Below are 25659 nucleotides of genomic sequence, written 5' to 3' on the forward strand. Positions count from 1 at the left end.
AGTCATGCGATTCGAAGCAGCGCGCTTACTCCTCACCCTCCTCATTGGCCTCGCCCTCGCACCCCCCTTCGCAGTGCACGCGACTGAGGGAGCAGTGACTGGACAGTGGTTCCGCCTCGAAACACACGTACACTCCGTGTTCAGTTCGGATGCCGTCGCCGATGTCGGCGTCTTGGCAACGACTGCTCGCACGCTTGGTTACAACGCCGTCTTTCTTACCGATCACAATGACGGGAATTCCTTCCAAATTGTCGGCGAGACAGCGAATCGCCGGACTCTCGACGAAAGTGACGAGGAGTGGGAAATCCATCGGCGCGGAAAACTCAACGGAGCCACAGCGCGCCTCGAAAGCACGACCGCCTTTCAGGGGACCCGTGCCCTCCACCTGGCCCTTCCGCTGTCCTCATCTGGCACGTTGGCGATTTGGGCTCGCCGTGGGCCGCTCATCACCGCGGGTCCGGTGACGCTCACCTTCGCTGTCCTTGTCCAACAGCTCGATCCAGGAACCGGCTTTGCAGCTCTGATCTCTCTCGGCGGTGCACCAGACATCGGGAGAACCGTTGGCTACACGACGGAAAGCGGTAACGTCCGGCTCGGTCACAGCGTAACGTTCGCGTGGACCATTGGGCAACCACTGTTATCAGAATCCACACCGTCGCACCGCGTTATTGTGTTCCCACTCCCGGAGCCAGCACACGGGAAGTGGACGGTCTATACCATCCACGTGAGCGAAGCGCTCGCGCAGCTCCGGCCTGACGAACGCCCCCATCCTTTCGCCGCCTTCCTCTATCCACGGTTTGCTCTCTCGACAACTGGCGGTGCCGCCGAACTCTTCCTGGATGGTGTGACACTCCGTGCTGAACGACCACTCTCCCCGGCAGAGGAGTTTGTTGCCCGGACCGCCCTCTGTCAGGCATATAGCGACGCGTCCTTCCAGGTCTTCTGCGGCCACGAGATGGGACAACAGCGCCATACCACCCGCTTCGACTTCGCTATCACCGATTCTTCGCAGTTCCACAGTTTTCAATTCGGGACGGACGGTATCCCATCCGTCCAGCGCGGTGGATATCCCACTCAGCTTAACCACCCTGGTTCGACCATCAGACTCCGTGAGATCCTGGAGAACCAAGCGTATGGTGCCGACTTTCTTGAAGTTCGGAAGCCTGAGTGGGCCGCTATCTGGGACGAACTCCTGCTGCAGAGTGTCTCTCTCCTCGGTTCCTGGGGCACCGATAGCCACGAACTCATCGACCGTGGAAATCCTGCGACCGTCGTCTTTGCCTCTGGCCTCACACTGGACAGCATCGTCCACGCCCTCTATGAGGGTCGGAGCTTTCTGGCCCGTAACACCTTCACAGGTACCCTGCTCTTCAGTGCTTGGCCCGATTCGGCCACGCCCTATCCCGCACGGTATCCGATCTTCGTCTCGGACCGTGCCGCTATGACGACAGTATTTCTGCGTATCACCGGTGGTCTCCCCGCTGGCAGCCACCTCCGTTGGATCCGCAATGGGCAGCTCGAGCAGGAACAACTCCTTTCCGGTCCGGCAGCTGACGTCACGCTACAGCTCTCGCTCGAGGGACCACTCACCGTCGTCCGGGCAGAAGTCTTAACTCCCGACGGGACACGTCTCGCCCTGACACAACCGCTCCTTTTTCGCGACATCCCCGGGATGCCCGAACACGACCGCCTCGCTGTCATAGGGATCAACCCACTGACCGGGCCGGGCTATACGCGGAGCGTGGCTGCTGGTATCGTCGACGCCGCGTGGGATTCGGCCGTCCACGCGCTCCTGCTAACCCTCCAAGCGCCATCCGCTGCTCGCGTGGTGCTCAGGCTCGAAACCGAGCGCCCCGCTACCCTCGATCTCGCCGGCACTCCTCTCCCTGCTCCCGCACCCGGATCAACACTCTCGTTTGTCCAACCAGCGTCGATCACGGATCTTGTTGCCTGGTTCGACGTACCCCGGTTCCCGATGAGTCGCCCCCCACCCGCTGCCCCGCACAATTTTGCTGTCCAAGCAATCGACGCGACTGGTATCGAGCTCTCTTGGCAACCGACCTCAACAAAGGATCGACCCGTTCGCTACGGTGTGGAGCGGAACGGTCAACTGCTTGCGCTCGTTGGCTCTTCACTACGTTTCACTGACCGCTCTATCCAACCCGGCCAACACTACACCTACACCGTGCGGGCATTCGACCTCACTGGTCTCCCCTCCCCACCGACTCGAACACGGACAGTAGCAGTTTCCCCACCTCTCCTTTTTGCCGACGACTTTGAGAGCGGTTCTCTCACTAGTTGGTCAGCCACAGGGAGCGTTTCTCTCCGAGAACGCAGCGGCAACGCACTGAACCACGCAGTACTTCTGGAACTAGCCAATGGACCAGCGACACTGCAACGACGGCTCGAGACTCCACCCCACTCGCTCATCATCCGGTTTCGGTTCCAGCTACTTGACCAGGGGTCGCAGCCGCTCTCGTTGCTGACCCTCGTCGCGCGAACTGGCCAGCCATTGCTTCAGCTTATCCTTGCCCCAGATGGCCGCCTCATCTTGCGTGACCGCGATCGAACCGCCGCGAGCCAAGAACTGGTCGCATTCGGCGTCTGGTATGCGTGCCAACTCCTCCCGCAACCCTTTGCTCAGCAGAAAGTCCAATGTCAGCCTGAGGATCGCTCGACTGATGCGATACGAGCACACCTCTCAGTTCCCGCTCGTGACATCAGCCTCGTCGTACTGAGCTTCGGTCAGCAGACTGGGAGCCCACGTGCTCGTCTCCTTTTTGACGATATCCAGGTCGTTCAGCGTGATCATGCCTACGAACACTCGATCCGTCCCTGGTCCTGGGGAGTCTCCCGTGCGCGTCGCTGACGTGCTCTGTCGCCTTGTAGGAACACTCTCCTTGGTGCTCCTGGCTGCTGCGTGTGCGACGAGCTCTCCTCCACTGCCTCCGTACGCAACGCAAGCGGGTCTTCTAGCTCGCGATACCTGCTTTGGTGTTGAGCACCTGCCAGGAGACTTCGAGGTGATGGCGCGGCAGATCATCGATAACCCAGCTGCCGCACAGCACGACAACCCCAGTCTTCGACCCGCCCAGTTTGAGGCTTGGCAGCGGCTGAGCGGCGCTTGGCTGCAGTATGCCTACGAACCCCCGAGTATGCCAGCGGAAGACGCGGACGGCTTTCTTAGCCAAGACGAGTTGGAGCAGGCGCTCGCCCAAGCGCACGCGGAGCGCCTCGATGCGCCGTTTACCGCTGCTGCCTGTCGGCTCGACTTCTTCGCGACGGCACAGCGTGCTGAGGCAGCCTACCAGGTGCTCGTCCAGACCACTCCAGGGCAATCGCTTCCGCATCGTCCGCGTGGCGATGCAAGTCAATTACGTCTTGCCTCTGCCACCCTGCCGGGGTTCGCTCGCCTCACGCTCTGGTTCCGCGTGGAGAACGTCCTGGCCGCTGTTTCGGTTACAGCCCCCTGCAACCCGCACGAACCAGAACGTTGCCGCCAGGCACGTGACCGCACAGAATCCTTGGCCGCGTTGCTCCTGCGCCGCATCATCACTCGCGTCCCCGGAATCCATCCCCTAACGACGCCAAGTGCCCTTGACTCACGCGGCAGCGCCGAACTCCTCTGTCCTGAGCGAGACTACACAAGCTGCGTCGCCGAGATCATGGCAGCGAGAGAAGCCGCACAGCCGTTTGCACTCTGTATCTCGTCGTACGGCCAGTGGCAACTCCTCCCAATCATCGACGGCGAACCTCCTCGCTGCCCTGAGGATTGGACGGTCGCTGCCGAATTTGGCCCTCGGCCTACTGGTTCTTGACCTCAGCCAAACTCTTCCGCCATGGGAGCAGGCACGCGCCGGACCAGCGCGCGAGCAGGTGCCGCTGGTCGTTCTCTGAGAAGCCAGCGTGCAACGCCGTCCAACACGATACCGCTCGCAGCAATCACCAATAACATGGCCACCAGCTCCCCATAGTCGAGGCGATCGCGCGCGTCGAGGATGGCATAGCCGAGGCCCGAATCGACCCCGAGCATCTCGGCTGGCACAAGAACAATCCACGCGACACTCACCGCAAGGCGCATTCCAGCCAGCACGCGTGGCCGCACACCGGGCCACACCACGTGCCAGAGGAGCTCCCAGCGCGAGGCTCCCAGACTTCGCCCGACAAGTGGCCACCGTGGGTCGAGATGCGCCACCCCGTCCGCTGTACTCAAGAGGATCGGCCAGGTAGCTGCCATGACAATCAGGAAGACAACCGAACGCGTTCCCGCACCGAAGACGAGCAGGGCAACGGGCATCCACGAAAGCGGGGAGACCATCCGCAGCACCTGCACACTCGGACCGAGCATTTGTGCGATCCAACGCACGCTCCCAACAGCTACCCCGAGCGGGATACCGAGCGTCGCGCTGAGCACCAGGCCCAGCGCGACGCGCTCAGCACTCGCACACAGGTGCGACCAGAGTTCCCCACTCTGTGCAAGCTCGACGAGTGCACGCAGCGCCGGTCCAGGGGCAAACCGACGCGCGAACGAGTCCGCACTCGCGAGGACAGCGGTCGCGAGCCACCAGATAAGGATGAGTGCTGCCAGACCACTCGTTCGCAGTAGGACATCGCGGAACACGCTGCGCACCTTCACGGCTCGATCCGTTCGCTGCGATTCAATGATTCGGGAAGACCAAACGCCGCTGGCCCGCCCTCACGCTCCAGTGCCTGCAAGACGAACCGGTCATCGACGAGCTCGCGATGCGCCTGCTGGGGATCAAGTGCATGCAGGAACGCGGCATCACCCTCGACCTGAGTCCGGCGCAAGTGTTCAAGAAGCGCCACCGTGTAAGACGGGAACGGATAAGGACGAAAGTCGATCCGCGCCGCATTCCACTCCGGATGCCGAATGATCCCCTCCTGCACGTAGCGGTCATGCTCATGATCGAGCAAGACACGCTCGATGGTCTCCAACGGCTGAGGGAGGTACCCGCGATCACCCTGTTTGGCGAGCAGCCGCGCGGCCTCAGCCCGGTTCTCCCGAGCGAAACGCTGAGCCCGCACGATCGCTGTGACCACCGCTTGCGCCCACTCTGGCTGGGTCGCGGTCTCCTCTTCGCGCAGCACGACAACGCAGCAGGCGTGATCCAACCAAACATCGCCGCTGAAGCGAAGGATCTTGCCAGCTCTTTGCACCTCAGCAAGCGCGTTGAACGGCTCGGCAACGATGTAGCCAGCAATCGATCCGTTCGCCAGCGCCGGTGCCATGTCGGCCGGTGCCATCACCACAAGCTTGACTGTTCGCTCGCTCGCTGACGGGTCACCCCGTAAGAGGGCCCGCAAGCCCGCTCGCTCAAGCATGAGCTGCAAGAGCACGTTGTGAATCGAATACCAGAACGGCACTGCGATCGTCTTCCCTGCCAGGTCCTCAAGCTGCTCAATCTCTTCCGCGACGGTAAGGGCCGAACCGTTGACGTGGTCCCAGGCCACAAGCTTCACCGGTACCTGCTGGTTGAAGCGCATCCAGATCGCCAGCGGCATCAAGAGATGCACCACATCAACCTGCCGGGCCTGAAAGGCTTCAGCGATCTGTGCCCAGCTGCGGAACATTGTCGGCGGTTCGACTGCAAGTCCCAGATCCTGGTAATACCCCTTCGCATGCGCAAGGAGCAATGGTGCCGCATCCGTAATCGGGAGGTAGCCGATGCGCAGCCGCCCGCTGGCTCCAGCCGTCACCCCAGTGCTCGACGGCACCATGACTGTCGGACTACTGGCTCCCGACGACGCAGTCGGTGATGCTGTCGGCCTACCGCTGCACGCCGTCAGGAGAGGAGTGGCCACAAGGCCAAGGAGTGCCCGCCGGACGAATGCTCTTCGTGTGACCAGAGACATTACGCATCCCTCCCTGCAAAGGCCAAGCGCGGCACTGCATCGACCGTCTCGGCAACGCCGTACCCCTCGAGGACGTTGCGCCGGAGCTCCGCTGCCTCATGCTCGCTGACCCACCACTGTCCAATGACTCTCGCTGGCTGCCCACCCAAGAGCAGCAGCTGATCGCCGACGGTGAGCGCTTCGTCGAGGTCATGGGTCACGAGCACTGCTGTGACCCCTAAATCACGCACCAGCTCACGCAGCCATTGCTGAGAATTCCGCCGCGTCGGCGGGTCGAGTGCAGCAAACGGCTCGTCCAAAAGTAGGAGTCTTGGTGCCGTCGCCAGCGCCCGCACGAGATTCACGCGCTGCGCCTGCCCTCCGGAGAGCATGCTGGGCAAGGCACTGGCAAGGTCACGCAGTCCACTCCGTTCCAACAGTTGTTCGACCATGCTTGGATCGACGCGCTCCCGGTTCACCTTGAAGCGGAGCCCAAGCGCAACGTTGTCCGCGACGGTGAGCCAGGGCAGAAGACTCGGTTCCTGGAACACCAACCGGATGTCCCGACGAGGAATGAGACCAGCGCCGTACTGCACTTCACCACTCGTTGGTGCTTCCAGACCTGCAAGAATCCGTAAGACGGTGGACTTCCCGATCCCGCTCGGACCGAGGAGGACCGTCACGGCACCCACAGGTACGGTGAGCGACAACCCTCCAAGCACGACACGTTGGCGTCGCCTGTGCCCATACACCTTTGTTACGTCGATAAGCGTAACTGCTGCAGCTCCCATCGTAACTGCCCTTCTGTCGGTGTCTGGATCGGTAAGAAGGCTGCTTCGCGTTGCCGGCGTGCGGCCGGGCTGTCAGCCCGATACGCCTGACCTCCTTTCGTCTTCGCTTCGAGTGCGACTGCAGAACAGGCGAGGCGCATTGCCGCAAGCCGCAGTTCGAGCGCCCGACAGCGTCGCTCACGATCCGCCGGCCGCAGCGCTTCGGAGAGGAGCTCACGGAGTTGCTGAGCCAGCCAATCGCGTTCGTACTCGCTCCGTTCGAGCTCCGAACGGAAGACTTCATTCACCCCGCGCAGGGACGCGCGTGCCTCGGCAAGCGCACGGGCAGCGAGCCCCCAGCAAAAGCTGGCCTGAAGCCCCAGAAACGCCGGCTGGATTCGCTGCAGAAAAGCGACGACATCATGGGCCAGAACCCACTCCTGCGGAACACGGACGTCGATAAAGCGCAAGGAGGTACTCGCCGTGCCCTGCAGAGCAAGGAGCGGTGGATAAGGGTCAACCACCACACCGGCCGTCTCACTGGGCACCGCTACGATGACTGTCCCATGGTCTTCCTGAGCTGGTGTCACGACCAGGAATCGTTCGGTCAGATTCGACGCCCAGGGGACGAAACCGTGCAAGACGAGTTCGTGTTCCCACTGCCACCCCGCCTGCACTGGCAAGGGACGCCCTGTCTGGGCATGGCCGAGAGCCGTCGCCAGTGCGGTACTCCCCCAGCGCTCGGCCCGCTCCAGCTGCGGCAGGAATTCCACCCGCAATGGTGAACCCCGATCCGCATAGGCCAGGTACAACATCGTCATCACATGGCACCAGAGCGAGAAAGCACTCGCAAGATCCGACCAGGCAATCGTTGCGAGCAGCTCGCCGGCCCGCTGCAGATCGAGAGGTGCGGGCACTGCAGGAGAATCCCACTCGACCCGCGGCAACAAGCCCTCGGCGGCCAGCAGCGTCAGCGTCGACTGCGCGGGGAGCTCACCTGCATCAATATGGGGTGCCCGCACCTCTAACACTGGTGCGAGTCGCTCCTGCAACGCAGGATCGATGAGCGTCGAGGCAAGTGCCTCCGCCATTGCTTCCCCCTCACGAGCACAACCGCGTCAGCCGGTCGACCGGCGCACTCACCGCCTGGCGTGCGCGATGGACCGCCGCTTCATCCGGCGCCGCGTAGAGGCAGACACACTTGGCCATGTCCTCCCGGACATACGTGCGGAGAAAGCGCACTTCCGGCACCTGGGCGTAAAGTGGCGACTTTTCCGCCTTGCGCTGGAGATATGCCTCCATGGTCAGCCCAGCAGGCAGGTCCCACTCTACGAGATAGTTGGCGTCACCTCGCTGCGCCTTGACTTCCTCCAACGATTGGCCGACCAGGCGGACCTGCGCGAAGTCTTGGGGCCCAACACCGGTATGTTCCAGACTCTTTTGCAGTGCCTCTCCATCGCTATGCTCAAGGACCGCATACAGAATGGCCAAATCTTGCCCAACCTGATACTCGATCACCTCACCACCAACCTGCCGTACCGCTCGATCGATCGCTGCAAAGAGCGGCTCCAGCTGGGTACGATCGCTCGCCTGCACCCGATACTCAGCCAGAAATAGCGGCATACCCTCACCCTCCTGTTCTTCGACAGGCACAACCTACCGTTCGCTCGATCACGAGACCGAACGCGATGACACTCATCCTCGACGGCCAGCAGCACCACACTTCCGCACGGCAGCGGGCCGCCGAAGCAGCGCGTTGAAAACGGTCAGTGAGGATTGTTTAGGGGCGACAGTCGCAGATGCGAGGCCAGTAGGAGTAGACCCCGATCATCGTTGGGCACGGCGCAATCATGAGACGGCAACGGCGACGGCGGCAGCTGCATGACTGCCACCAGCGGTATCGTCGGCACCGTTGCACGGGCGCTTCTCCAGTCACCGCACGCCCTCCGCGACCGAGTGGCCGCAACACACTGTACTCCAGTCTATCCAGCGACCCACGAATCGTCAATACCTAAAGGCACGTCCTCTTCCCTCTCGGCCCTCCTCTAAAGTCGCTCGGGCTCCACGTCACCAGGCGCAAAGAACCGCTCCACGACTGAGCTCTTTGTTCCTCACGTCCGAGCGATTCCAGAGAGCTGCCTCGCGACTAACCAACAGTGTTGGCAGGAGTGTCGCGAACCGGAACCGCTTACACGCTGTGATGGCTGGTCGTTGTGTCCCCCTCAAAGACCTCATAAGGAGAGGGAGTTGGCCATTCGGGGAGCAGCGGCACTAGCATGATCCCGGCAACGACCACCAGCCGTAGCGTTTCTGTGCCCGTATTGAAGACCCGGTGCATTACGTTTGGGCGGTTGAATACTGCACAACCTGGACGCAAGGCATACCGCACTCCATCCGACTCAACCTCGCCACTGCCTTGGACCACGTAGTACACCTCTTCGCAATTGTGTCGATGCAGAGGACTATGGTGCCCCGGCTCAATCTCGACGACACCAAGACAGAGTGTCATCGCACGGAACCCAGTCTCCGGATAGATCAGTTTGAGGTCGCGCACTGAACGGTCACGCTGCTGCATCGGAGCACCTTCAAGGACTTCTTCGGGATAGATCACCACACGTTCACTCATCGTGCCCTCCGGATACACCGACGATCCGGCGATCTCTGGCTACTGATCCGGGAGCATCCTATCATGCAGGAGTAATACCTGAGGAGCGGGAATGATGAGCGAGCGAGAGCGCCAGACAGGCACGGTACTCAACGCACAACTCCGGGCCTTCCTGAACCAGCAACGAGTGGGTCATCTTGCGACTGTCAGCCGAGCGGGTGAGCCGTACGTTGTCCCCGTCTGCTATGCCGTCAGCGAGGGCACGATCTACACGCCGATTGACGAGAAGCCGAAGCGACCTGGCGCTCTGCTTCGACGGGTGCGGAACGTCTTAGAGACCGGGCGCGCAGCGCTTGTCGTCGACCGCTATGACGAAGACTGGACGCGCCTTGGCTGGGTGCTTCTCCGTGGATCGGCAGAACTCCTTCTCCCGGACTCTCCGGAACATGCGCAAGCTGTGTCCTTGCTCCGAAGGCGATATCGTCAGTACCAAACGATGCGCCTCGAGGAGAGGCCTCTTATCGCACTCCGGATCGAGCGGGTTGCAACTTGGGGCACGCTGCACTGACACCGGGTGGCAGTTTCGCTGCATAGCTCCCCAAGGTCTCAGCGAAGTACGTGGACCAGCGTGTAGAGCCCCATTGCCACCATGAGTCCACCGGCAATGATCCCCGACCAGCCGCGCCGCGCAGCCGCTGTGCGAGTTCCCTGCAGGGTGATGATCGCCGCCGCGGCACTCGAGACGCCAACCATCACTGGGCGTGCGCTGTCGGCCAATTCACTACGCCGCAGCACTGTTGCGATCACAAATAAGACCGCCAGCAGGAACGCACTGACCACCGGACCAAGCCAGACACTTGGCACCCGTTTCTCCACCCCAGGCGAATACCTCTTCGCCGGGGAATCTTTCTGCCGCAGGACAGGCAACGTCGTCACGGTGCACCCCCGAACCATCCACGGCGTCCCTGCCCCGTTTTACCATGGCAGTCAGGCGCTGGACTTCAGGGGAAGTTCGAGGAACTCTCCACCACGGATCGCTCCGTCCGGATCACCGACTTCCAACTGCCACAGGTATTCGACGATCCACTCCGTCGCTGACTTGAGATACCTCCGATAGGTGCTGAAGGGAATCCCCAATCGCTCGGCCATCCGCTCCTGCGACTCAATCGGCCGCAGATAGGCACTCTCCGCTACGAGCTGCCAACGGCGATACTGTGGACGCAGACCGAGCTCGGTAATCGCTCGCTCGAGCAGTTGCCGCAGTGCATGAATGCGTTGCAGCTCACTCGCTCCTGCCCCGGCCAGGCGCGTCACGACGCGCGATGAGAGGAGCGCATTCCCCCGAAGGCGCTCCGGGCGGCTCACGTCTCGCAGGGCCTGCACCACCGCGACCGTGAACAGCGATCGATCCAGTGCATCGCCCTGCAGCACGATTTCGGCATCCTCTTCCAACGCATCTGGCTGAGCCAGCCACTCTGTGATACTGCGCCGACGCCAGTCGCGGACTCCAAGGACAAACGGCATTCCCGCCCACTGTGATCGAACAGCCTGAATGTGGAAGACTTCCCAAACTGTCGCCCGATGAACGGTAGCTTCGTCACTGAGGAAGCCGCAGACTGCCAACTGCGGCATGAGCAACGCCCGTTCCCAATGCAACTCCATCGCCAATGCGACTAGGCTCTCAGGAGATTCCTTCTCCGAGGGAGCGATCCAGCTCAAATGAACCACTGCGCGTTCACCGGGACGAACATGCATCGCCTGGCAAAGTTCAGTGAGCAATGCCATGCTGTCACTTGTTGTTCCCCACACCGGAGCGTCTAATGGGAGTGTGGTTGTCCAGGCGAGCAACCGCCCAGCGCCATCGCGGATTCCTCGACACAACGCAAGACCGTGGGTGAGCCAGCCGTTGAGCAGCGCTCGCATTGGTGCGACAGGTACCATCGCCAGCGCGGCCTCTTGCTCGTCGCGGCGCAGCACGCCCACTTCCAAGCCACGCGCGAGACCAGTCACAAGTGCGCGCCGAAACGCCCCACGCTCGTCGGCAAGCACAAGGAGACGCAGGAGATGCGGCAAGCGAACAACACTACTCCCTCGCCGAAGGGCATCGATGCTCGCAGCTCGCAGCTGCGCTCGCAGCTGGACAACACGCTCCGGATCTCGCCACAGCAACGAGTCGATGAGGAAGGAGCCAAACGGCTCTCGAACGGCCAGTCCATGAGGGGTGACGACCGTGACCGGCTGCACACAGAGCCAACGGAAGAGGGCACCAGGATCTCCGTCCTCGAGGACCGCACGGAGCGTTCCTTCGCTCGCCACACCGGCGAGGGCAGCGATTTCCAGCGCGGCACCTTGGTCCGACTCTGGCGTATTCATCGCTGAACGCAGCACTGCTTCAGCGACCTCAAGGAGCGCAGCATGGGAAAGTTCATCCGCGCGAGTCACCGCTCGCTGTACCAGGAGCGTCAGTGTGAGAGGGTGCCCTGCTGCGACTTCGGTGATCCGTTCTGCGGTCTCTCCAGCAATACCAGCGCGCGTGCAATAGCTTAGGGCAGCGGAGCGCGACAGCGCTTCCAGGCGCACAACGTGCAACAGGGCACTCCAGTCCGCGTCCTGGAGCCAGCTGGCCGGTGGGAGCTGCCGCATCGCTAACACAAGGAGGAGATCACCACTGCCCGCGAGTTGGGCTGCACGCAATGCTTCGTCGAGTCCTTGTTCTGGCTCATAGTGGTCGAGCAACAGCACTCGTCGGCCGATCGCGGTGAAGAGTTCTTCTAAGGTCCTTCCCGGCAACCCGAACTCCTGTGCGGCGTAAGCGGCGATCTCCTCCGGTGTTCGCTGCACCGCCTTGTCTACCAACGCCGAGGGAACACCCAGCTCCGCACAGCATCGGACGAACTCTCGCAGCAGAGCACTTTTCCCGATGCCGGGTGGCCCGGTGACCGCAATAGTTCCAACGGGTGCTGGCCCGACGAGGAACGCCACGAGCTGGGCCAGTTCAGCTTCGCGATCCACAAATCGCTCGTGCAGTAAGCGAGACGAATGATCGAGGAATGCCGCCATTGTCAGTCTCCCTTCCCCCTGAGGCAGTCATAAGGGAAATCTCTCTGCCGCTCCAGCGGCCCCGCCGAAGCCGTTGCGCTGGATTGGGAAATTTTTCCTAGCCCAACAGTACCACAGACGACCGCCCAGCGCAAGACCGTTTATTTCATCTTCAGTGCGTCGACTTTTCGAAAGATAGCGAGATCTGCGTATGCATGCGCCGATCTGATAGCTAGTCAAGGATGACCATTCTCATGACAGAGGACTGCCAGAGTTTGTTCGATTTCTTTCCAGATGGTGCTCATCCCTAGAACTGAACCTTTGTCCTGTTGTCACAACCCGTGGCTCTTGCTACCCTCCCACGCCGTCATACGGGGTGACGCACACCTCGCTGGGAAGATCGGGTAGGGGAACAGGGGAGCAGCGGATGCCGCACCGGTCCGGTCGACCGGGGGACGATCGGCGATCAGTGCCATGGAAATCAGCTCGCTCCAGGAGAGACCACGAGCTGCCGAGCACTCCGGAGCATCAACCATTCCCCATCCGTGGTCCACCATCGAGCACCAAACCAGTAGGCTGACTGTCCTCCGGTCGGATCTCTCCTCCATTCGTCCTGATTGCTCCTAGTCCATCCCGGGCACCTCTCTTGGGAGCACTGTGCCTTCTCTGGCACCACCAAACATCCGTAGTTCTGACTGTCGAGGGGCGAGCCGGCCGGTTCCGAGATCACTGCGTAAGGAGGTCACGACGTGCAGCACTGGAAGACCCTGCGCGACCGACTCGGCGCCGTGAGCGCCGTCATCCTCGTCATCGCGACGCTCTCCGTCGCCTGGATCAGCCGCAGCAGCGGTGCACCCCAGACGCTGACCCTGACTCCTGAAGCGGATGCCTCTGTCTACGAAAGCAAGCCGACCCAAAACTATGGTACTGCCACCGCACTCCGAGTCGATGGCTCACCGATCATGCGGAGCTACCTCCGCTTCGACCTGACCACTGTCTCAAACACGATCACTCGCGCGACGCTCCGCATCTACGCCCAAAGCTCACATCGCACCGGCTATGAACTTCGTCCCGTCTCTGACACAAGCTGGAGCGAGCGCACCATCACATACCAGAATGCCCCAGCAGTCGGGAGTGCGGTCCTTGGACGCTCCGGCGGTTTCTCCAGTGGCCAGTGGACAACCATCGACGTGACCGCCGTTGTCCAGCCGGGAACCAAGCTCAGCCTCGCCATCGTGACGACTGATGCAACACAGATGAACTTGGCCAGTCGCGAGACTGGCGCAACTGCACCCCAGCTTGTTCTTGAGTTCGCAAACGCGAATTCCGCCACCCCAACCCCGTCATCCACCCCAACCCTCGCTGCCCCTTCACCCACCCCAACCACTGCACCCACGCCCAGCCCCACCCCGGGCCCGCCGGTGACCGGTGATAGTCTCTCTTTCCCGATCCGTGCCGCTTTCTACTATCCCTGGTTCCCAGAAGCCTGGCGCCAGAGTGGCCTCTATCCCTTCACTCATTACCACCCGTCACTCGGTTACTACGACACCGGTGACGCCACCGTGATCCGCCAGCATATCGCTGCCATGCAGTATGGTGGCATCCGGGCCGCAATCGCCTCCTGGTGGGGTCAGGGGCATCACACCGATGTCGACTTCGCCAAGATCCTTCAGGCCAGCGACGGGACCGGCTTCAAGTGGGCCATCTACCACGAGCAGGAGGGCCAGCGCGACCTCACCGCAGACGAGATCCGCAGTGACCTCACGTACATTCGGGATCGCTACGCGAGCGATCCGGACTACCTACGCGTGAATGGCAAGTTTGTTGTCTTCGTTTACAACGCTGACGATTCTTCCTGTGAAGTCGCCGACCGTTGGGTGCCCATTGCACGCCAACTTGGGGCCTACCTTGTCCTGAAGGTCTTTGTCGGCTACCGCACGTGTCCGACCCAACCCGACTCCTGGCATCAATACGGCCCTGCTGTCGCCGCTGACCAGCAGCGGGGCTTCTCCTACACCATCTCGCCCGGGTTCTGGCTCGCCACCGAGAGTCAACCGCGCCTGGCTCGCGATCCCAACCGCTGGGCACAGAACGTCCGTGACATGGTCGCGAGCGGCGAGCCCTGGCAGTTAATCACCACCTTCAATGAGTGGGGCGAGGGCACCTCGGTGGAATCGGCCCAACAATGGGCTAGCTCGTCCGGCTTCGGCGTCTATCTCGACATTCTGCACACCAACGGGCAGGGCACTGCTCCTTCGCCGACACCCACTCCAGCACCCACACCAACTGCGACTCCCACCCCGACACCAGTGCCAAGCCCGACACCTACGACACCCCCCTCCAGCACCAGTCCGGTGACGGTCGTCGCCGTCGGTGACATCGCCTGTGACCCTGGTTCCTCCAGCTGGAACAACAACAACGGCACGGCGACCTCCTGTCGTCACAAGTACACCGCCGAACTCACCAAGCGGCTCGGCCCCACCTACGTGCTGGCGCTTGGTGACCTCCAGTATGAGGACGGGAGTCTCTCTAAGTTCCAGCAGAGCTACGATCCGACCTGGGGCCAACTGAAGGCGATGACCAAGCCGGTTCCTGGAAACCACGAGTATCTGACCTCGGGCGCCGCTGGCTACTTCGATTACTTCGGCACGCTCGCGGGTGATCGCACCAAGGGCTACTACGCCTTCGATCTGGGCAACAACTGGATTGCGATCGCCATCAACTCCAACTGCTCCAAGATTGGTGGCTGTGGTGCTGGATCACCGCAATACCAGTTCGTCCAGAGCGTGCTCGAGGCGAACCGTGGGAAGAACGTGCTCGTCTTCCTCCACCACCCGTACTGGACGACCGGTAACTACTACGGCCAGTACAAGTCCAGCCTGGGACCGCTCTACCGCCTGTTCGATCAGTATGGCGTTGATCTCTCCTTGGCTGGACACGATCACAACTACCAGCGCTTCGCTCTCCAGAACGCCGACTCCGTCTGCAACACGGGAACCGTCCGCCACTTTGTCGTCGGCACGGGCGGGAAGAACGTCTACGATGCGGACGTCCACGCCGCCGATGAACCCTGCGACGAGGTGCGCCTCGACAACGTCTACGGCGTCCTCAAGCTCTCGCTCTATCCGGATCGCTACGAGTGGGCATTTGTCCGGGAGGATGGCACAATCCTCGATCAGGGAAGCACCCCCGTACGGTAAACACTTTCCACTTCGTGGCTCGGAACAGGCTGAAGCCTGTTCCGAGCCACCTTCCTCCCTCAGTCGCCCACACCGACACGACCTCGCCACAGAGAGTGACGGCAGAGCGCGGGCTCAACTGGAGCACGTGCGCGCCTTTCCTGCCGAAAACTCTATAGTCCCAACGGCGTCCGAAAATCGTTCCGATCGCCTGCTCAATGCGCAGCTGCGCGCGCTCAACCGTTCACTAGGCGAGTAACGTCGCTACCGACACCCTAGCCGCCTCGCATCGATGACCCACGTACCCCACGGTAGTGATCCTAGGAACCAGCATGTACGCGCCCAACTCGCTCCCGCCGAGCACCGCGGAGCGCTCCTTATTGCCAAACAACCGTACCGCCGCCTGCATCGGGATACGATGCCCAGTGTCAAGCCCGCACAACGCGGAAGATAGGTACGCCGCATTGCTTGCGCGCATGGCCATTGCGTCAAGCCCGCACAACGCGGAAGATAGGTACGCCGCATTGCTTGCGCGCATGGCCATTGCGTCAAGCCCGCACAACGCGGAAGATAGGTACGCCGCATTGCTTGCGCGCATGGCCATTGCGTCAAGCCCGCACAACGCGGAAGATAGGCTGCCTACAGGCTCCGTACCCACCGCCCACTCCGCACCCCAGGAAGTCATCGTACGTATCTACCCGGCTTCTCCAAGAAGTCGTCCTGAGGACAAAGGGGGACACCACCTCCAACGTCCGGAGCCTCGAAATCCCTGTTACACTCGTTTGCGTGAAGAGTATTATTAGCCTTGTCTAATTCAGTGAGGCAGGTAATGGACACTCCGTCACAAGAGGCCAAGTCATCAAACCCGGTTGCGGCCCGTCGAGGGAGCTTCCGCACTCGTCCCTTGGCCAAAGGCCTTCCCTATCTTGGCCCTGCGTTTGTTGCCAGTGTCGCGTACATCGATCCTGGCAACTATGCAACGAACATCGAAAGCGGGGCTCAGTTCGGGTACACCCTGCTCTGGGTCATCTTTGCAGCAAACTTCGCCGCGATGCTCATCCAGTCGCTTTCCGCCAAGTTAGGCATCGCTACCGGCCACAACTTGGCAGAGATCTGCCGCGAGCGCTTTCCCCGCCCCGTTACCTGGGGCATGTGGGTGGTGGCCGAGCTCGTGGCGATGGCAACCGATCTTGCGGAGTTCCTTGGCGCAGCGCTTGGCTTTGCCCTGCTCTTTCATTTCCCGCTTTTTGTTGGTGGGCTCTTGACCGGTATCACGACGTTCGCGATCCTCGCCCTGGAGCGGTATGGGCACCGGCCGATCGAGGCGGTGATCACCAGTTTGGTGGGCGTCATCGCTGGCTGCTATATCCTAGAAACGATCCTTGAAGAGCCGGATTGGGGAGCCATTGCGACCCACGCGGTGATTCCGCACTTTGCTGGGCCGGAAAGCGTCCTCCTTGCCACTGGTATCTTAGGAGCAACCGTCATGCCCCACGTGATCTATCTGCATTCGGCGCTGACACAACACCGGATCGTGCCGCAGTCAGCGGAAGAAGCGCGCCGCATCTTCCGCTTTGAGATTCTGGACGTGGTGATTGCGATGGGCATCGCTGGGCTGGTGAACGCTGCCATGCTGGTGATGGCGGCCTCAACCTTCCACGCGCGCGGGCTGGCACAGGTGGGGACGATCGAAGAAGCGCACCGCACGCTCGAGCCGCTTCTCGGCTCGTTGGCCAGCACGGCTTTTGCCCTTTCGCTCCTGGCCTCCGGTCTCTCCTCCTCGACCGTTGGCACCATGGCCGGGCAAGTTGTGATGCAGGGATTCCTTCACCGCACCATCCCGATTTGGTTTCGTCGGGGGATCACGATGCTTCCGGCATTGGTGGTGATTGCGCTTGGGCTGGATCCCACACGCACGTTGGTCATCAGCCAAGTGGTCTTGAGCTTCGGCATTCCTTTCGCGCTCATTCCGCTGATTCTCTTCACGGCCAAGCGCCGCCTGATGGGGGAACTGGTGAATCGCCGCCTCATCACGGCGCTGGCCAGTTGCCTAGCTGCCTTGATCATTGCTCTGAATCTCTTTCTGCTCTGGACAACCTTTGCTGGTGGTGCCTGATGAGTGCTCCTTCCTTCTCCCGCATCCTCGTCCCGCTCGATGGGTCACGCCTGGCTGAGCAGATCTTGCCGATCGTGTCTGGTATCGTGCGGCATTGTGGCGGGGAACTCATTCTCCTCCACGTCCTCGAACCCGCACCACCCGAGCAGATCCACGGCGAGCCGCACCTCGCTATCGCCGAAGAGGCCGCTCGTTATCTGGAGAACATCTCCCAACAACTCGTGACCCACACCATCGCGACACGCATTGTCATCATCTCCGCCGATCGCGAGGCGGTGGCAGCCTGCATCGCACATCAAGCACGCGCACTCGAGGTCGACGGCATTGCCCTCACCAATCACGGTCATGGAGGTCTACGCGGGTTACTCTTCGGTCGTATCGCACAGCAGGTCCTCCAGCAGGCAGAACTCCCCACGCTCGTCGTGCGCGCTCTTCGCAACCGTCACGGCACGCTCCAGCCCGCGAGTTTCCAGCGCCTCCTGGTCCCGCTCGATGGATCTCTGGAAAGCGAGCGCGCAGTACCGCTTGCCTGGCATCTGGCGAGCTGCCTTCCTGCTCGTGTACTGCTGGCACAGATTGTCCCCACACTCGAGCGCCTCAGCCTCAGCGAGAGTGCTCCCGCCGTCTTCCTGCCCAGCGCGACCGCTGCGCTTTTGGAGCTCGAACGGGAACGGGCAGAGCAGGAACTCCAGCAGATGGCTGCAACCGCCCCAGCGGGTACGACCGTCACTATTGCCGTCCGGCAAGGGGATGTCGTAGACGAACTGGCCCGATTGACCACCGAAGCGGACCTCGTTGTCATGACGACACATGGTCGAGCGGGATTGCCAGGCTGGCTCGCCGGTAGTGTCGCTGCCCGCCTCCTCGAGCGGATCTCCGTCCCGCTGCTCCTGGTTCCAATCAGCTAAGGACGAGCCAGTGCTCCCAGTTGCGCCAGCCTTCCGTATGGAACACGCAAGGAGCATGCTGGACTTCACTGATGATCCTCTCCAAGGTGGAGCGGCGTGCTTGCAGGAGTGCAAGGGGTAACCGCCCAGCTCACTCCGAATCTTCAACCAAGACGAAGACGGGCAACATTTCACCTATCCACCGCAAAGAGGTCACTCACCTTCACGCGGAAGCCTGGCAGCACCTCGCCACCCTCCAACTCCTCCTCCGCACTGAGCTCCCGTACCACCCCACCCCCCTTATACACCGTCACCGCCCGACTCCGCGGCCACACCACCCACACCTGCCGCACCCCTGCCCCCAAGTACTCCCGCACCCGCTCGTGTACCTCCTCCGCCCGATCATGCGGCGACACAATCTCTACCGCCAGATCCGGCGCCCCCGGCCAAAACCCCTCTGGAATCCCTCCCTCCGGCACCCGCTCCCGCCGCACCACCGAGACATCCGGTATCCGCACCGTGTCCGGATTGCGGCGCAAGATATAGCCAAGTCCATCTCCGAAGACCAAACCAAGTCCGCGTGCCGTCACAAACTGGTGCAGCAGCATCACAAGGCGAACGACAATCGCAGCATGCCGAGCCCCAGCCCCAGGCATTTCCACGAGTTTCCCTTCATGCAGCTCGTAGCGCATCCCCGGCTTCTCCGGGAGCTCCAGAAGCTCCTCGGCCGTGAGCAACGCCACGCGCTCTTCCGCCACATTCATCGTCTGATGCTCCTGTTTCGGCAGATCCAGCCAGCACCGCGGAAAAACGTCGACGTCACCACAACCCAGTTCGGTGATCTTCCTGTAAGTGAATGCCATCGATGGCGCGAGTGCAAGTAAGCACCCTCACCGGGGACTGCTGGCATCAGACTGATCCCCCAAGACGGCCACCATCACCAGAACCTTCCACTTCCTATACGATTCCGGCAGCGCCAACCAATGACTCTGTGTGCCCTCCTGCATTGAATCAGGGCGTTCTCGGAGGCTCTCTTGAGTGGGAACGAGGGAAGAGCAACACGCTTCCTGTACGGACGGCGCAACTGGGACCACGGTGTTTCTCTGGTAGGCCTCCGCCTTTGTATTGGCAGCACAGCATGCGATACCTTCCGCAGCGTGGACATTGCTACACTTCACCTCGTTGGTGGTGCAGAAACCACCCGCGGTGCACGAACAGGGTGTGGACATGCTCAGTGCTGCTAAGACACAAACGACACAAGGAAATTGGCGACCATGTTCATTGATCCTCGCGGTATCACTCTCTCTCACCGCACTGACATGTCTCCTCGCGGCACACCACCCCGGCACTGCCAGCCTGACCAACCACTTGCGAGGTGTTCTCTCTGTACCGGCAAATTCGCCCCTCCCACATGAGACGTCTTGTGTGCATTACGCCCAGCACGTGCACGCTGTGTCTCCATCCCTGCAAGCCAGCCTGATCACGCACGTTTCCGCCTTCCACCCATTCCCGGTCGCCTCACGCTTCACCATCCCCGCAGCCCTTGTCACAGCAGTAACACCCTGCATGAGCGGGCTTGGATCGGCTCTCTGCCAGCTTGTGGCTGTCCTGCTTGTGGTTGTGGGATGGATCGTCCATCATTCTCGTCAGCACAGCACGGCACTCGCCTACACTGCGCCACAATCCCCACGTCGACTTCTTCCTGCCCCTCTCGGCACATCCACCCGTGTGACTTGCGTTCAATTCCGCTGCTTACGGAATTGATCCCCTCTCCTCATTACTGGACCCCCGCTCCAGCGAGCAGTTGGCGTACTCGTGCTGACTGCAGGCGTGACGACGTTGGCCCAGAGTGAGAGACCATAGGGAGATCTCGATGCGGAACTCACAATTGGTCTTCACATCTCGCCGATTCACCCGTCGAGCCACGCTCAGCCTCGTGGGTGTCGGTGTTCTGACCACCGTACTCGCTGCGTGCCGTCAGTCACCCGCCACCAACACGGCGCAGATCGTCACACCCACAACACCTAGCACTCAGCTCACGCCTGGGCTTTCCGGGGAAACACTCACGCCAACAGCAAGTCCGACTGCGGTGAGGACGTATCGCGTCGAGACAGTGGTAGCTGAACTTGAAGTCGGTTCGCATCGGGTGAGTACCTTTACCTATAACGGTCAGCTTCCCGGACCTGAGCTCCGTGTTCGTGAAGGTGAAGCGCTCCGCGTCGTCGTTGACAATCGTCTCCCTGAACCAACGACCATCCACTGGCACGGCATCCCCGTCCCGAATGCCATGGATGGGGTAGCGGACGTGACCCAACCAGCCATCGCTCCCGGCACCCAGTTCACATATGAGTTTGTGGTTCCTGTGGCTGGCACCTACCTCTACCATACCCACGTCGGGCTCCAGCTTGATCGTGGGCTCTACGGTGCACTCATCGTTGAACCCCGGCAGGAGACGCTGAGTTACGACCGTGAGGTCACGCTCGTTCTCGACGATTGGCTGGACGGCATCGCCGGCACCCCAGAGGACGCGCTTCAGCAATTGGTCGGGGCCGGCCACGATGCACATGGTATGGGCCACGGCACTATGCCAATGACCCCCGGGATGAACACAATGCCAGGGATGGGCACGATGCCCGGAATGGGAACGATGCCCAGTATGCCAGGTGGGTCACCACCGGAACTCACTCCCGATCTCGTCTATCCCCTCTACCTGATCAACGGGCGATCGGTTGATGCGCCCTTCGCGTTTGCGGGCAAGCGCGGCGAACTGCTCCGCCTACGTCTGATCAACGCTGCCTCAGCCACAATCTTCCGCGTCGCGCTTGTCGGGCACCGGCTTCGCCTCGTCCAAGTCGACGGGCAACCGATCGAGCCACTCGAGGGCGACGCGCTACGAATCGGGATGGGCGAGCGCTACGACGTCCTGGTGCAGCTCGACAACGCTGGGGTTTGGCCGCTTGTTGCCTGGGCCGAGGGAACAAACGCAACTGCGCTGGCCGTGTTGCGCTACGAGGGGAGTGGCAGATCGCTTTCTCCAATCACCACGCGCCCGGCTGAGTTGGCTGGTGAACTCCTGCATGGCCTACGCGTCCGCTCAGCGAACACTGAGAGTGCGCCGTTCACGCCCGATCTCGAGCTCCCGGTCGTCCTCAGCGGTGGTATGGGGCAGTACGTCTGGACAATTGACGGCCAGGCTTATCCGGACGCTGAGCCGATCCACGTCAAACTCGGCCAACGCGTGCGCTTCCGCCTACAGAACATGACGATGATGCCTCATCCCATGCACCTACATGGTCATTTCTTCCGCGTCGGCCAGTCCCCGCAGGGAGCACTCCGCGACACCGTCCTCATCGACCCCATGCAGGAGGTCACAATCGACTGGGAGGCAGACAATCCCGGCCTTTGGGCCTTCCACTGCCACCACCTGTACCATCAGGAGACAGGGATGATGCGGATCATCGAGGTCGGTTGAACATTGTCACGGGGACGGGCGAAAGACCCGCCCGTCCCCATGCGTCCCCGCTTGCTCCTCGAGCCATCCAAACAGACACAGCGTCGTGAGCTGCCGGAGCCAACCCATCACACAAACGCGTTCTCGGGATCCGTTCGACCTCCGGGTACGATTGAAACGGCCCCGTCGATCGGAATGGCCGCACCAGTCAGGTAACCGGCCTCTCGGCTGGCGAGATACACAACCAGACTTGCGATCTCTTCCGCTGTCCCCGCACGGCGGGCCGGAATGGTCGGTGCGAGTCGCTCGAACCGTTCTTCCGGCCACTGCGCCCGGAGCTCTGGTGTGACCACAAAGCCTGGGAGGATGGCATTCACCGTGATTCCGTGCTGGGCCACCTCGGTCGCCAGATGCCGAGTGAAACCGTAGAGCGCCTCCTTTGTCGTCACGTAGGGTACGCCGTGGAGGATACTCGCTCGGATCGCGGCGATGTTTGAAACGTTCACGATGCGCCCGAACTTGCGCAGGCGCATGTCCCGAACCACTGCCCGGCTGAGATAGAACGGCGCATGCACATTCAGCGCGACGCTGCGCTGCCACTCCTCGGTCGGGATCTGATCAGGACGATACGCCGCTGAACGATACTCGGCATTGTTCACCAAGATGTCGATCTTGCCGAATCGTTCGATGACTTGTTCGACGAGCTGATCGGCCTCCCGTGAGTCAGTGATATCGGCAGAAAACGCCTCTGCAACAAAACCGAGCTGGCGGAGCTCGCTGGCGGTCGCTTCTGCCACCTCAGCAACAAAGTCGTGCACCGCGATCTGCGCGCCTGCGCGCGCCAGCTCTCGGGCGATCGCCATGCCAAGGCCACCGTTGGCGCCACCACCTGCTCCTGTCACCAGTGCCACAAGCCCACGAAGATCACACGGTCCGCTACTCCTGGTCATGAACCTGTTCCTCTCCGCCTTTCCGGCCGTCGAATCACTCCTGGCAAACGTGCCGGCCTCACTCACCGGTATCCTTGCCACTTCGCCGCTTGAGCTCAGCAAAATCACCGATCCCGCTCGACACGCCACGGTCAACCGGAATAGCCGCCCCAGAGATCGCCGTCAGCGACGGGTGGCAGAGATACGCGACAATCCAACCGAGCTCCTCTTCAGGGTGGATCGCGCGGTACGGCCCCTCGCCCTGGACCCAGTCCGGTCGCAGTCGAAGCACCCGTGGGTTGAGGAGCCCAGTCGGCATCAACGCGTTCACAGTGATCCCGTATTGCGCGACCTCGTAGGCCAGCTGGCGCGTCAGGCCGAGCAGTCCCGTCTTGGCCGTCGTGTAGGTCACGCCCCCGACGAAGCCAGTACGCACCGCCGCGAATGAGGAGATGTTGACAATCCGACCGAACCGCTGAGGAATCATGTAACGTAAAGCAGCGCGGCTCATATAGAAGGGGCCATCCAAATCGACTGCCAGCTGGTGATGCCAGATCTCATCGGGCAGGCGTTCCACAGCCGGAATCAATCCACTGATCGCGGCATTATTGACCAGGATATCGATCCGCCCGAAGTGCCGCACCACCTCGTCCACTATCCGATCGGCAGCGTCCGGCTTCGAGACATCGCCAACGACCGCGATCGCTTCCCCGCCACGCTGCTGAATCTGCTCTACCGTGGCCTGCGCGAGTTCCTCGCTGATGTCGTTGACGGCGATGCGGGCACCACGGCGCGCAAGGTGCCTCGCGATCCCTGCACCACCCCCACCCTCCTCTCCACGGCCGGCACCGGTCACCAGTGCTACCATTCCCTCCAGCCATCGTTCCTCAGTCATCGCCAACGATCCCCCTTCTGATCACCTGCGTACCCACTCGCTCGCCCGCTCGGCCTTCCGCACCGGTCAAACCGGTGATCATCGTTCAGCAGCCGGCCGTATCTCCCTCTCACTTCCCCGACGGACGCCTTGTCCTCGTCGCACCAGTCACACCGCCCCGCCTATCGCTCACGTCAGACCCGTACCTGGGAAATTCGGCTCTGTGCCCAGCAGAAGATGTCCGTCGACGTGCCCTGTTCGTTTCCAAGGCTCCTTGCCGACCGCTGCATCCGGATCCGCTCCCGCCCAAATGAGGAGTCCCCGGTCCACGCTACTGTGACCGCCAACCAGTGCTTCGGCTCGTGGCTTGGGCCGAACCTTATGAGTTTCGCACTGAAGTATATGGCGGGCCTTATTCCCGAGCAATCCCCCATGTTGTGCTGTCTTGACGTTGCGCTCACTGGGCAAATCAGAAGCTGCTCAGTAGGCTCGTGAGCGAAGAGGTTCGAAGCACAGTCTCGGGCCCCCGCCCAAACAGTCTCCTGGTCAGCCACACGATCAGTCCCCGTGACCCCGTCCCCACGGAGAGCCCTCTTGCTGGTACGGCATCATAGACCGCTTGGGGTTCAGCGATGGAGAGCCATCCTCTCACGGCGAGCGACCGAGGAGTGGTCCCAACCGCGCTGACAGCCTTGGTTCAGCAGCCCGTTCGCGCGCGGACCAGAAGACGATGTACCGGAATCATCTCGGTGACGCACCATCGCGGCATGACTCCTCCGGCCAATACACCCGACCTGATGAGTCACCAGATGTGCCACCCTCTCGGCCTAACCATTCCCTCCGTGCCACTCGAGTGCATCCCTCGTCGCCGGCCCCGCTTTTGTGCGTTCAGGCGACCGCTACCCCAAGGACCGTCCCACCGTTGCAGCCCTCAGGCCCTCCTCACCCTCTGCAAGCGCGCCCACGAGATGAACTCGCCGTGGTGCTTGAACAGCGACCTGTGCTCCGTCCAGAACCACGAGAGTGTTGGTCCGTCAATCCGCCGGCGCACCCCACTATCCGGCAAACGCCCGCTCCCCCTCCTCATTGGGGTAAACGTTGTGCCCATTCCCGAGGAGACCTCTCACCGCCGCTTGCCAAGCGCACGCACCGCCGAGAAGATGAGCAAGGCACCGAGGAAGACCTTGAGAAAGATGCCGGGCGCAAACCCTGCCAGCCACCCCCGAGGCAGACACCAACGATCGAGCCAAGTGCCATCGGGAGCACCGTTACTCGCAACGGTTAACGGTCGCGGAACGCTCCCAGCCGCGCGTATCCGACGAGGCCGATGAGCATAGTCGGTAGACTGAGCAGCGGACTCGCCGTCCCTGCCGCCTTCACATCGAGCCCGAAAAGGAGGATCAAAGTCGGAATGATGAACTCGCCGCCGGCCACGCCAAGGAGACTGGCCACCAGTCCAATCCCAAGCCCACACAGCGCTGCTACCACCGCCTGACCCCCCTCGGCATCCGGAAACGGTGAGGGGAAAGCCGGTAGGAAGGCCTCCACGATAATCAAGGCACCAAGGAAGACCAACAACCCGACAAGCAATCGGTGCACACTCTCATCGCGGAGACGATAGAGGATGCGCGGGCTCACAAGCGCGGCCGCAGCAGCCCCGACCGTCATCCCACCGATGACCCATAAGCGACCCAGGACCGGGTCGAGCGACAGCGTCCGCGAGCGTACAAACGGGGCAAAGAGCAGCGTGATGAGCGTCACCCCGAGGCTCAACGGTACGGCCAGACGCGGCTCGTATCGCATAAGCCAGGCCACCACTGGAATACGGAATTCTGCGCCACCAAGTCCAAGGAGCCCTCCGACACCCCCGACCGCCGCCCCCCAACCGACAGCCTCCGTTGGCCACCGACGCGGCACCGCGGTCTCTCCATCACGCGCCCCGACGCCCATCACACT

At 61.8% G+C, this 25659-nt stretch carries 19 protein-coding genes; 7 read left to right on the plus strand and 12 right to left on the minus strand.

The window, feature by feature from the left end:
• Positions 1-4 precede the first annotated feature (4 nt).
• On the plus strand, positions 5-2869 hold the full coding sequence (locus NET03_RS10430) for a hypothetical protein (RefSeq protein WP_252128856.1): 2865 nt from the start codon (positions 5-7) through the stop codon (positions 2867-2869).
• Positions 2856-3818 carry a hypothetical protein gene (locus NET03_RS10435; RefSeq protein WP_252128857.1) on the plus strand — a complete coding sequence of 321 codons (963 nt, stop codon included), beginning with the start codon at positions 2856-2858 and terminating at the stop codon, positions 3816-3818. The genes NET03_RS10430 and NET03_RS10435 overlap by 14 nt, the downstream gene beginning before the upstream one ends.
• Before the next feature lie 2 nt (positions 3819-3820).
• Here NET03_RS10435 and NET03_RS10440 read toward each other — a convergent pair whose 3' ends face one another.
• The 6 genes from NET03_RS10440 to NET03_RS10465 all read right to left on the minus strand — a co-directional run bounded on the left by NET03_RS10440 (position 3821) and on the right by NET03_RS10465 (position 9249).
• On the minus strand, positions 3821-4621 hold the full coding sequence (locus NET03_RS10440; protein ID WP_252128858.1) for an ABC transporter permease: 801 nt from the start codon (positions 4619-4621) through the stop codon (positions 3821-3823).
• An 11-nt stretch (positions 4622-4632) separates the two neighbouring features.
• Positions 4633-5874: an ABC transporter substrate-binding protein gene (locus NET03_RS10445; protein WP_252128859.1), complete on the minus strand. Its 1242-nt coding sequence runs from the start codon at positions 5872-5874 to the stop codon at positions 4633-4635.
• Positions 5874-6644, minus strand: a complete 771-nt coding sequence (locus NET03_RS10450) for an ABC transporter ATP-binding protein (protein WP_252128860.1) — start codon at positions 6642-6644, stop codon at positions 5874-5876. The genes NET03_RS10445 and NET03_RS10450 overlap by 1 nt, the downstream gene beginning before the upstream one ends.
• Positions 6611-7714, minus strand: a complete 1104-nt coding sequence (locus NET03_RS10455) for an acyl-CoA dehydrogenase family protein (protein ID WP_252128861.1) — start codon at positions 7712-7714, stop codon at positions 6611-6613. Before NET03_RS10455 ends, NET03_RS10450 begins: the two co-directional genes overlap by 34 nt.
• A 10-nt stretch (positions 7715-7724) precedes the next feature.
• Positions 7725-8246, minus strand: a complete 522-nt coding sequence (locus NET03_RS10460) for a DUF4242 domain-containing protein (RefSeq protein WP_252128862.1) — start codon at positions 8244-8246, stop codon at positions 7725-7727.
• Positions 8247-8811: 565 nt separating this feature from the next.
• Positions 8812-9249 carry a cupin domain-containing protein gene (locus NET03_RS10465; RefSeq protein ID WP_252128863.1) on the minus strand — a complete coding sequence of 146 codons (438 nt, stop codon included), beginning with the start codon at positions 9247-9249 and terminating at the stop codon, positions 8812-8814.
• A 91-nt stretch (positions 9250-9340) separates the two neighbouring features.
• Between NET03_RS10465 and NET03_RS10470 the strand changes: the two genes are divergently transcribed.
• Positions 9341-9796, plus strand: a complete 456-nt coding sequence (locus NET03_RS10470; protein ID WP_252128864.1) for a TIGR03668 family PPOX class F420-dependent oxidoreductase — start codon at positions 9341-9343, stop codon at positions 9794-9796.
• A gap of 38 nt (positions 9797-9834) precedes the next feature.
• On the opposite strand, the gene NET03_RS10475 is transcribed toward NET03_RS10470, so the two are convergent.
• A complete protein-coding gene (locus NET03_RS10475; RefSeq protein WP_252128865.1) occupies positions 9835-10092 on the minus strand; it encodes a hypothetical protein in 258 nt (85 codons plus the stop codon).
• Between the two features lie 123 nt (positions 10093-10215).
• Positions 10216-12288, minus strand: a complete 2073-nt coding sequence (locus NET03_RS10480; RefSeq protein ID WP_252128866.1) for a hypothetical protein — start codon at positions 12286-12288, stop codon at positions 10216-10218.
• A gap of 728 nt (positions 12289-13016) precedes the next feature.
• Between NET03_RS10480 and NET03_RS10485 the strand changes: the two genes are divergently transcribed.
• From NET03_RS10485 to NET03_RS10495, 3 genes are all read left to right on the plus strand, one after another.
• Positions 13017-15467: a CBM96 family carbohydrate-binding protein gene (locus tag NET03_RS10485; RefSeq protein ID WP_252128867.1), complete on the plus strand. Its 2451-nt coding sequence runs from the start codon at positions 13017-13019 to the stop codon at positions 15465-15467.
• Between the two features lie 784 nt (positions 15468-16251).
• Positions 16252-17562 carry an Nramp family divalent metal transporter gene (locus NET03_RS10490; RefSeq protein WP_503008163.1) on the plus strand — a complete coding sequence of 437 codons (1311 nt, stop codon included), beginning with the start codon at positions 16252-16254 and terminating at the stop codon, positions 17560-17562.
• Positions 17562-18470: a universal stress protein gene (locus tag NET03_RS10495; protein WP_252128869.1), complete on the plus strand. Its 909-nt coding sequence runs from the start codon at positions 17562-17564 to the stop codon at positions 18468-18470. The genes NET03_RS10490 and NET03_RS10495 overlap by 1 nt, the downstream gene beginning before the upstream one ends.
• A gap of 170 nt (positions 18471-18640) precedes the next feature.
• On the opposite strand, the gene NET03_RS10500 is transcribed toward NET03_RS10495, so the two are convergent.
• Complete coding sequence (locus NET03_RS10500) at positions 18641-19213, minus strand: Uma2 family endonuclease (RefSeq protein ID WP_252128870.1); 573 nt, start codon at positions 19211-19213, stop codon at positions 18641-18643.
• A gap of 1109 nt (positions 19214-20322) precedes the next feature.
• Between NET03_RS10500 and NET03_RS10505 the strand changes: the two genes are divergently transcribed.
• Complete coding sequence (locus tag NET03_RS10505; RefSeq protein WP_252128871.1) at positions 20323-21921, plus strand: multicopper oxidase family protein; 1599 nt, start codon at positions 20323-20325, stop codon at positions 21919-21921.
• 107 nt (positions 21922-22028) lie between these two features.
• Here the strand turns inward: NET03_RS10505 and NET03_RS10510 are convergent, their stop codons facing one another.
• The 3 genes from NET03_RS10510 to NET03_RS10520 form a co-directional block, all read right to left on the minus strand.
• Complete coding sequence (locus NET03_RS10510; RefSeq protein ID WP_252128872.1) at positions 22029-22850, minus strand: SDR family NAD(P)-dependent oxidoreductase; 822 nt, start codon at positions 22848-22850, stop codon at positions 22029-22031.
• A 58-nt stretch (positions 22851-22908) separates the two neighbouring features.
• Positions 22909-23724 (minus strand): SDR family NAD(P)-dependent oxidoreductase, encoded by an 816-nt coding sequence (locus NET03_RS10515; protein ID WP_252128873.1) that lies wholly within the window; start codon positions 23722-23724, stop codon positions 22909-22911.
• A gap of 1260 nt (positions 23725-24984) precedes the next feature.
• Positions 24985-25653: a sulfite exporter TauE/SafE family protein gene (locus tag NET03_RS10520; RefSeq protein WP_252128874.1), complete on the minus strand. Its 669-nt coding sequence runs from the start codon at positions 25651-25653 to the stop codon at positions 24985-24987.
• Positions 25654-25659: the final 6 nt, after the last annotated feature.

This window comes from Thermomicrobium sp. CFH 73360, from assembly GCF_023806465.1.
Taxonomy (GTDB): Bacteria; Chloroflexota; Chloroflexia; order Thermomicrobiales; family Thermomicrobiaceae; genus Thermomicrobium.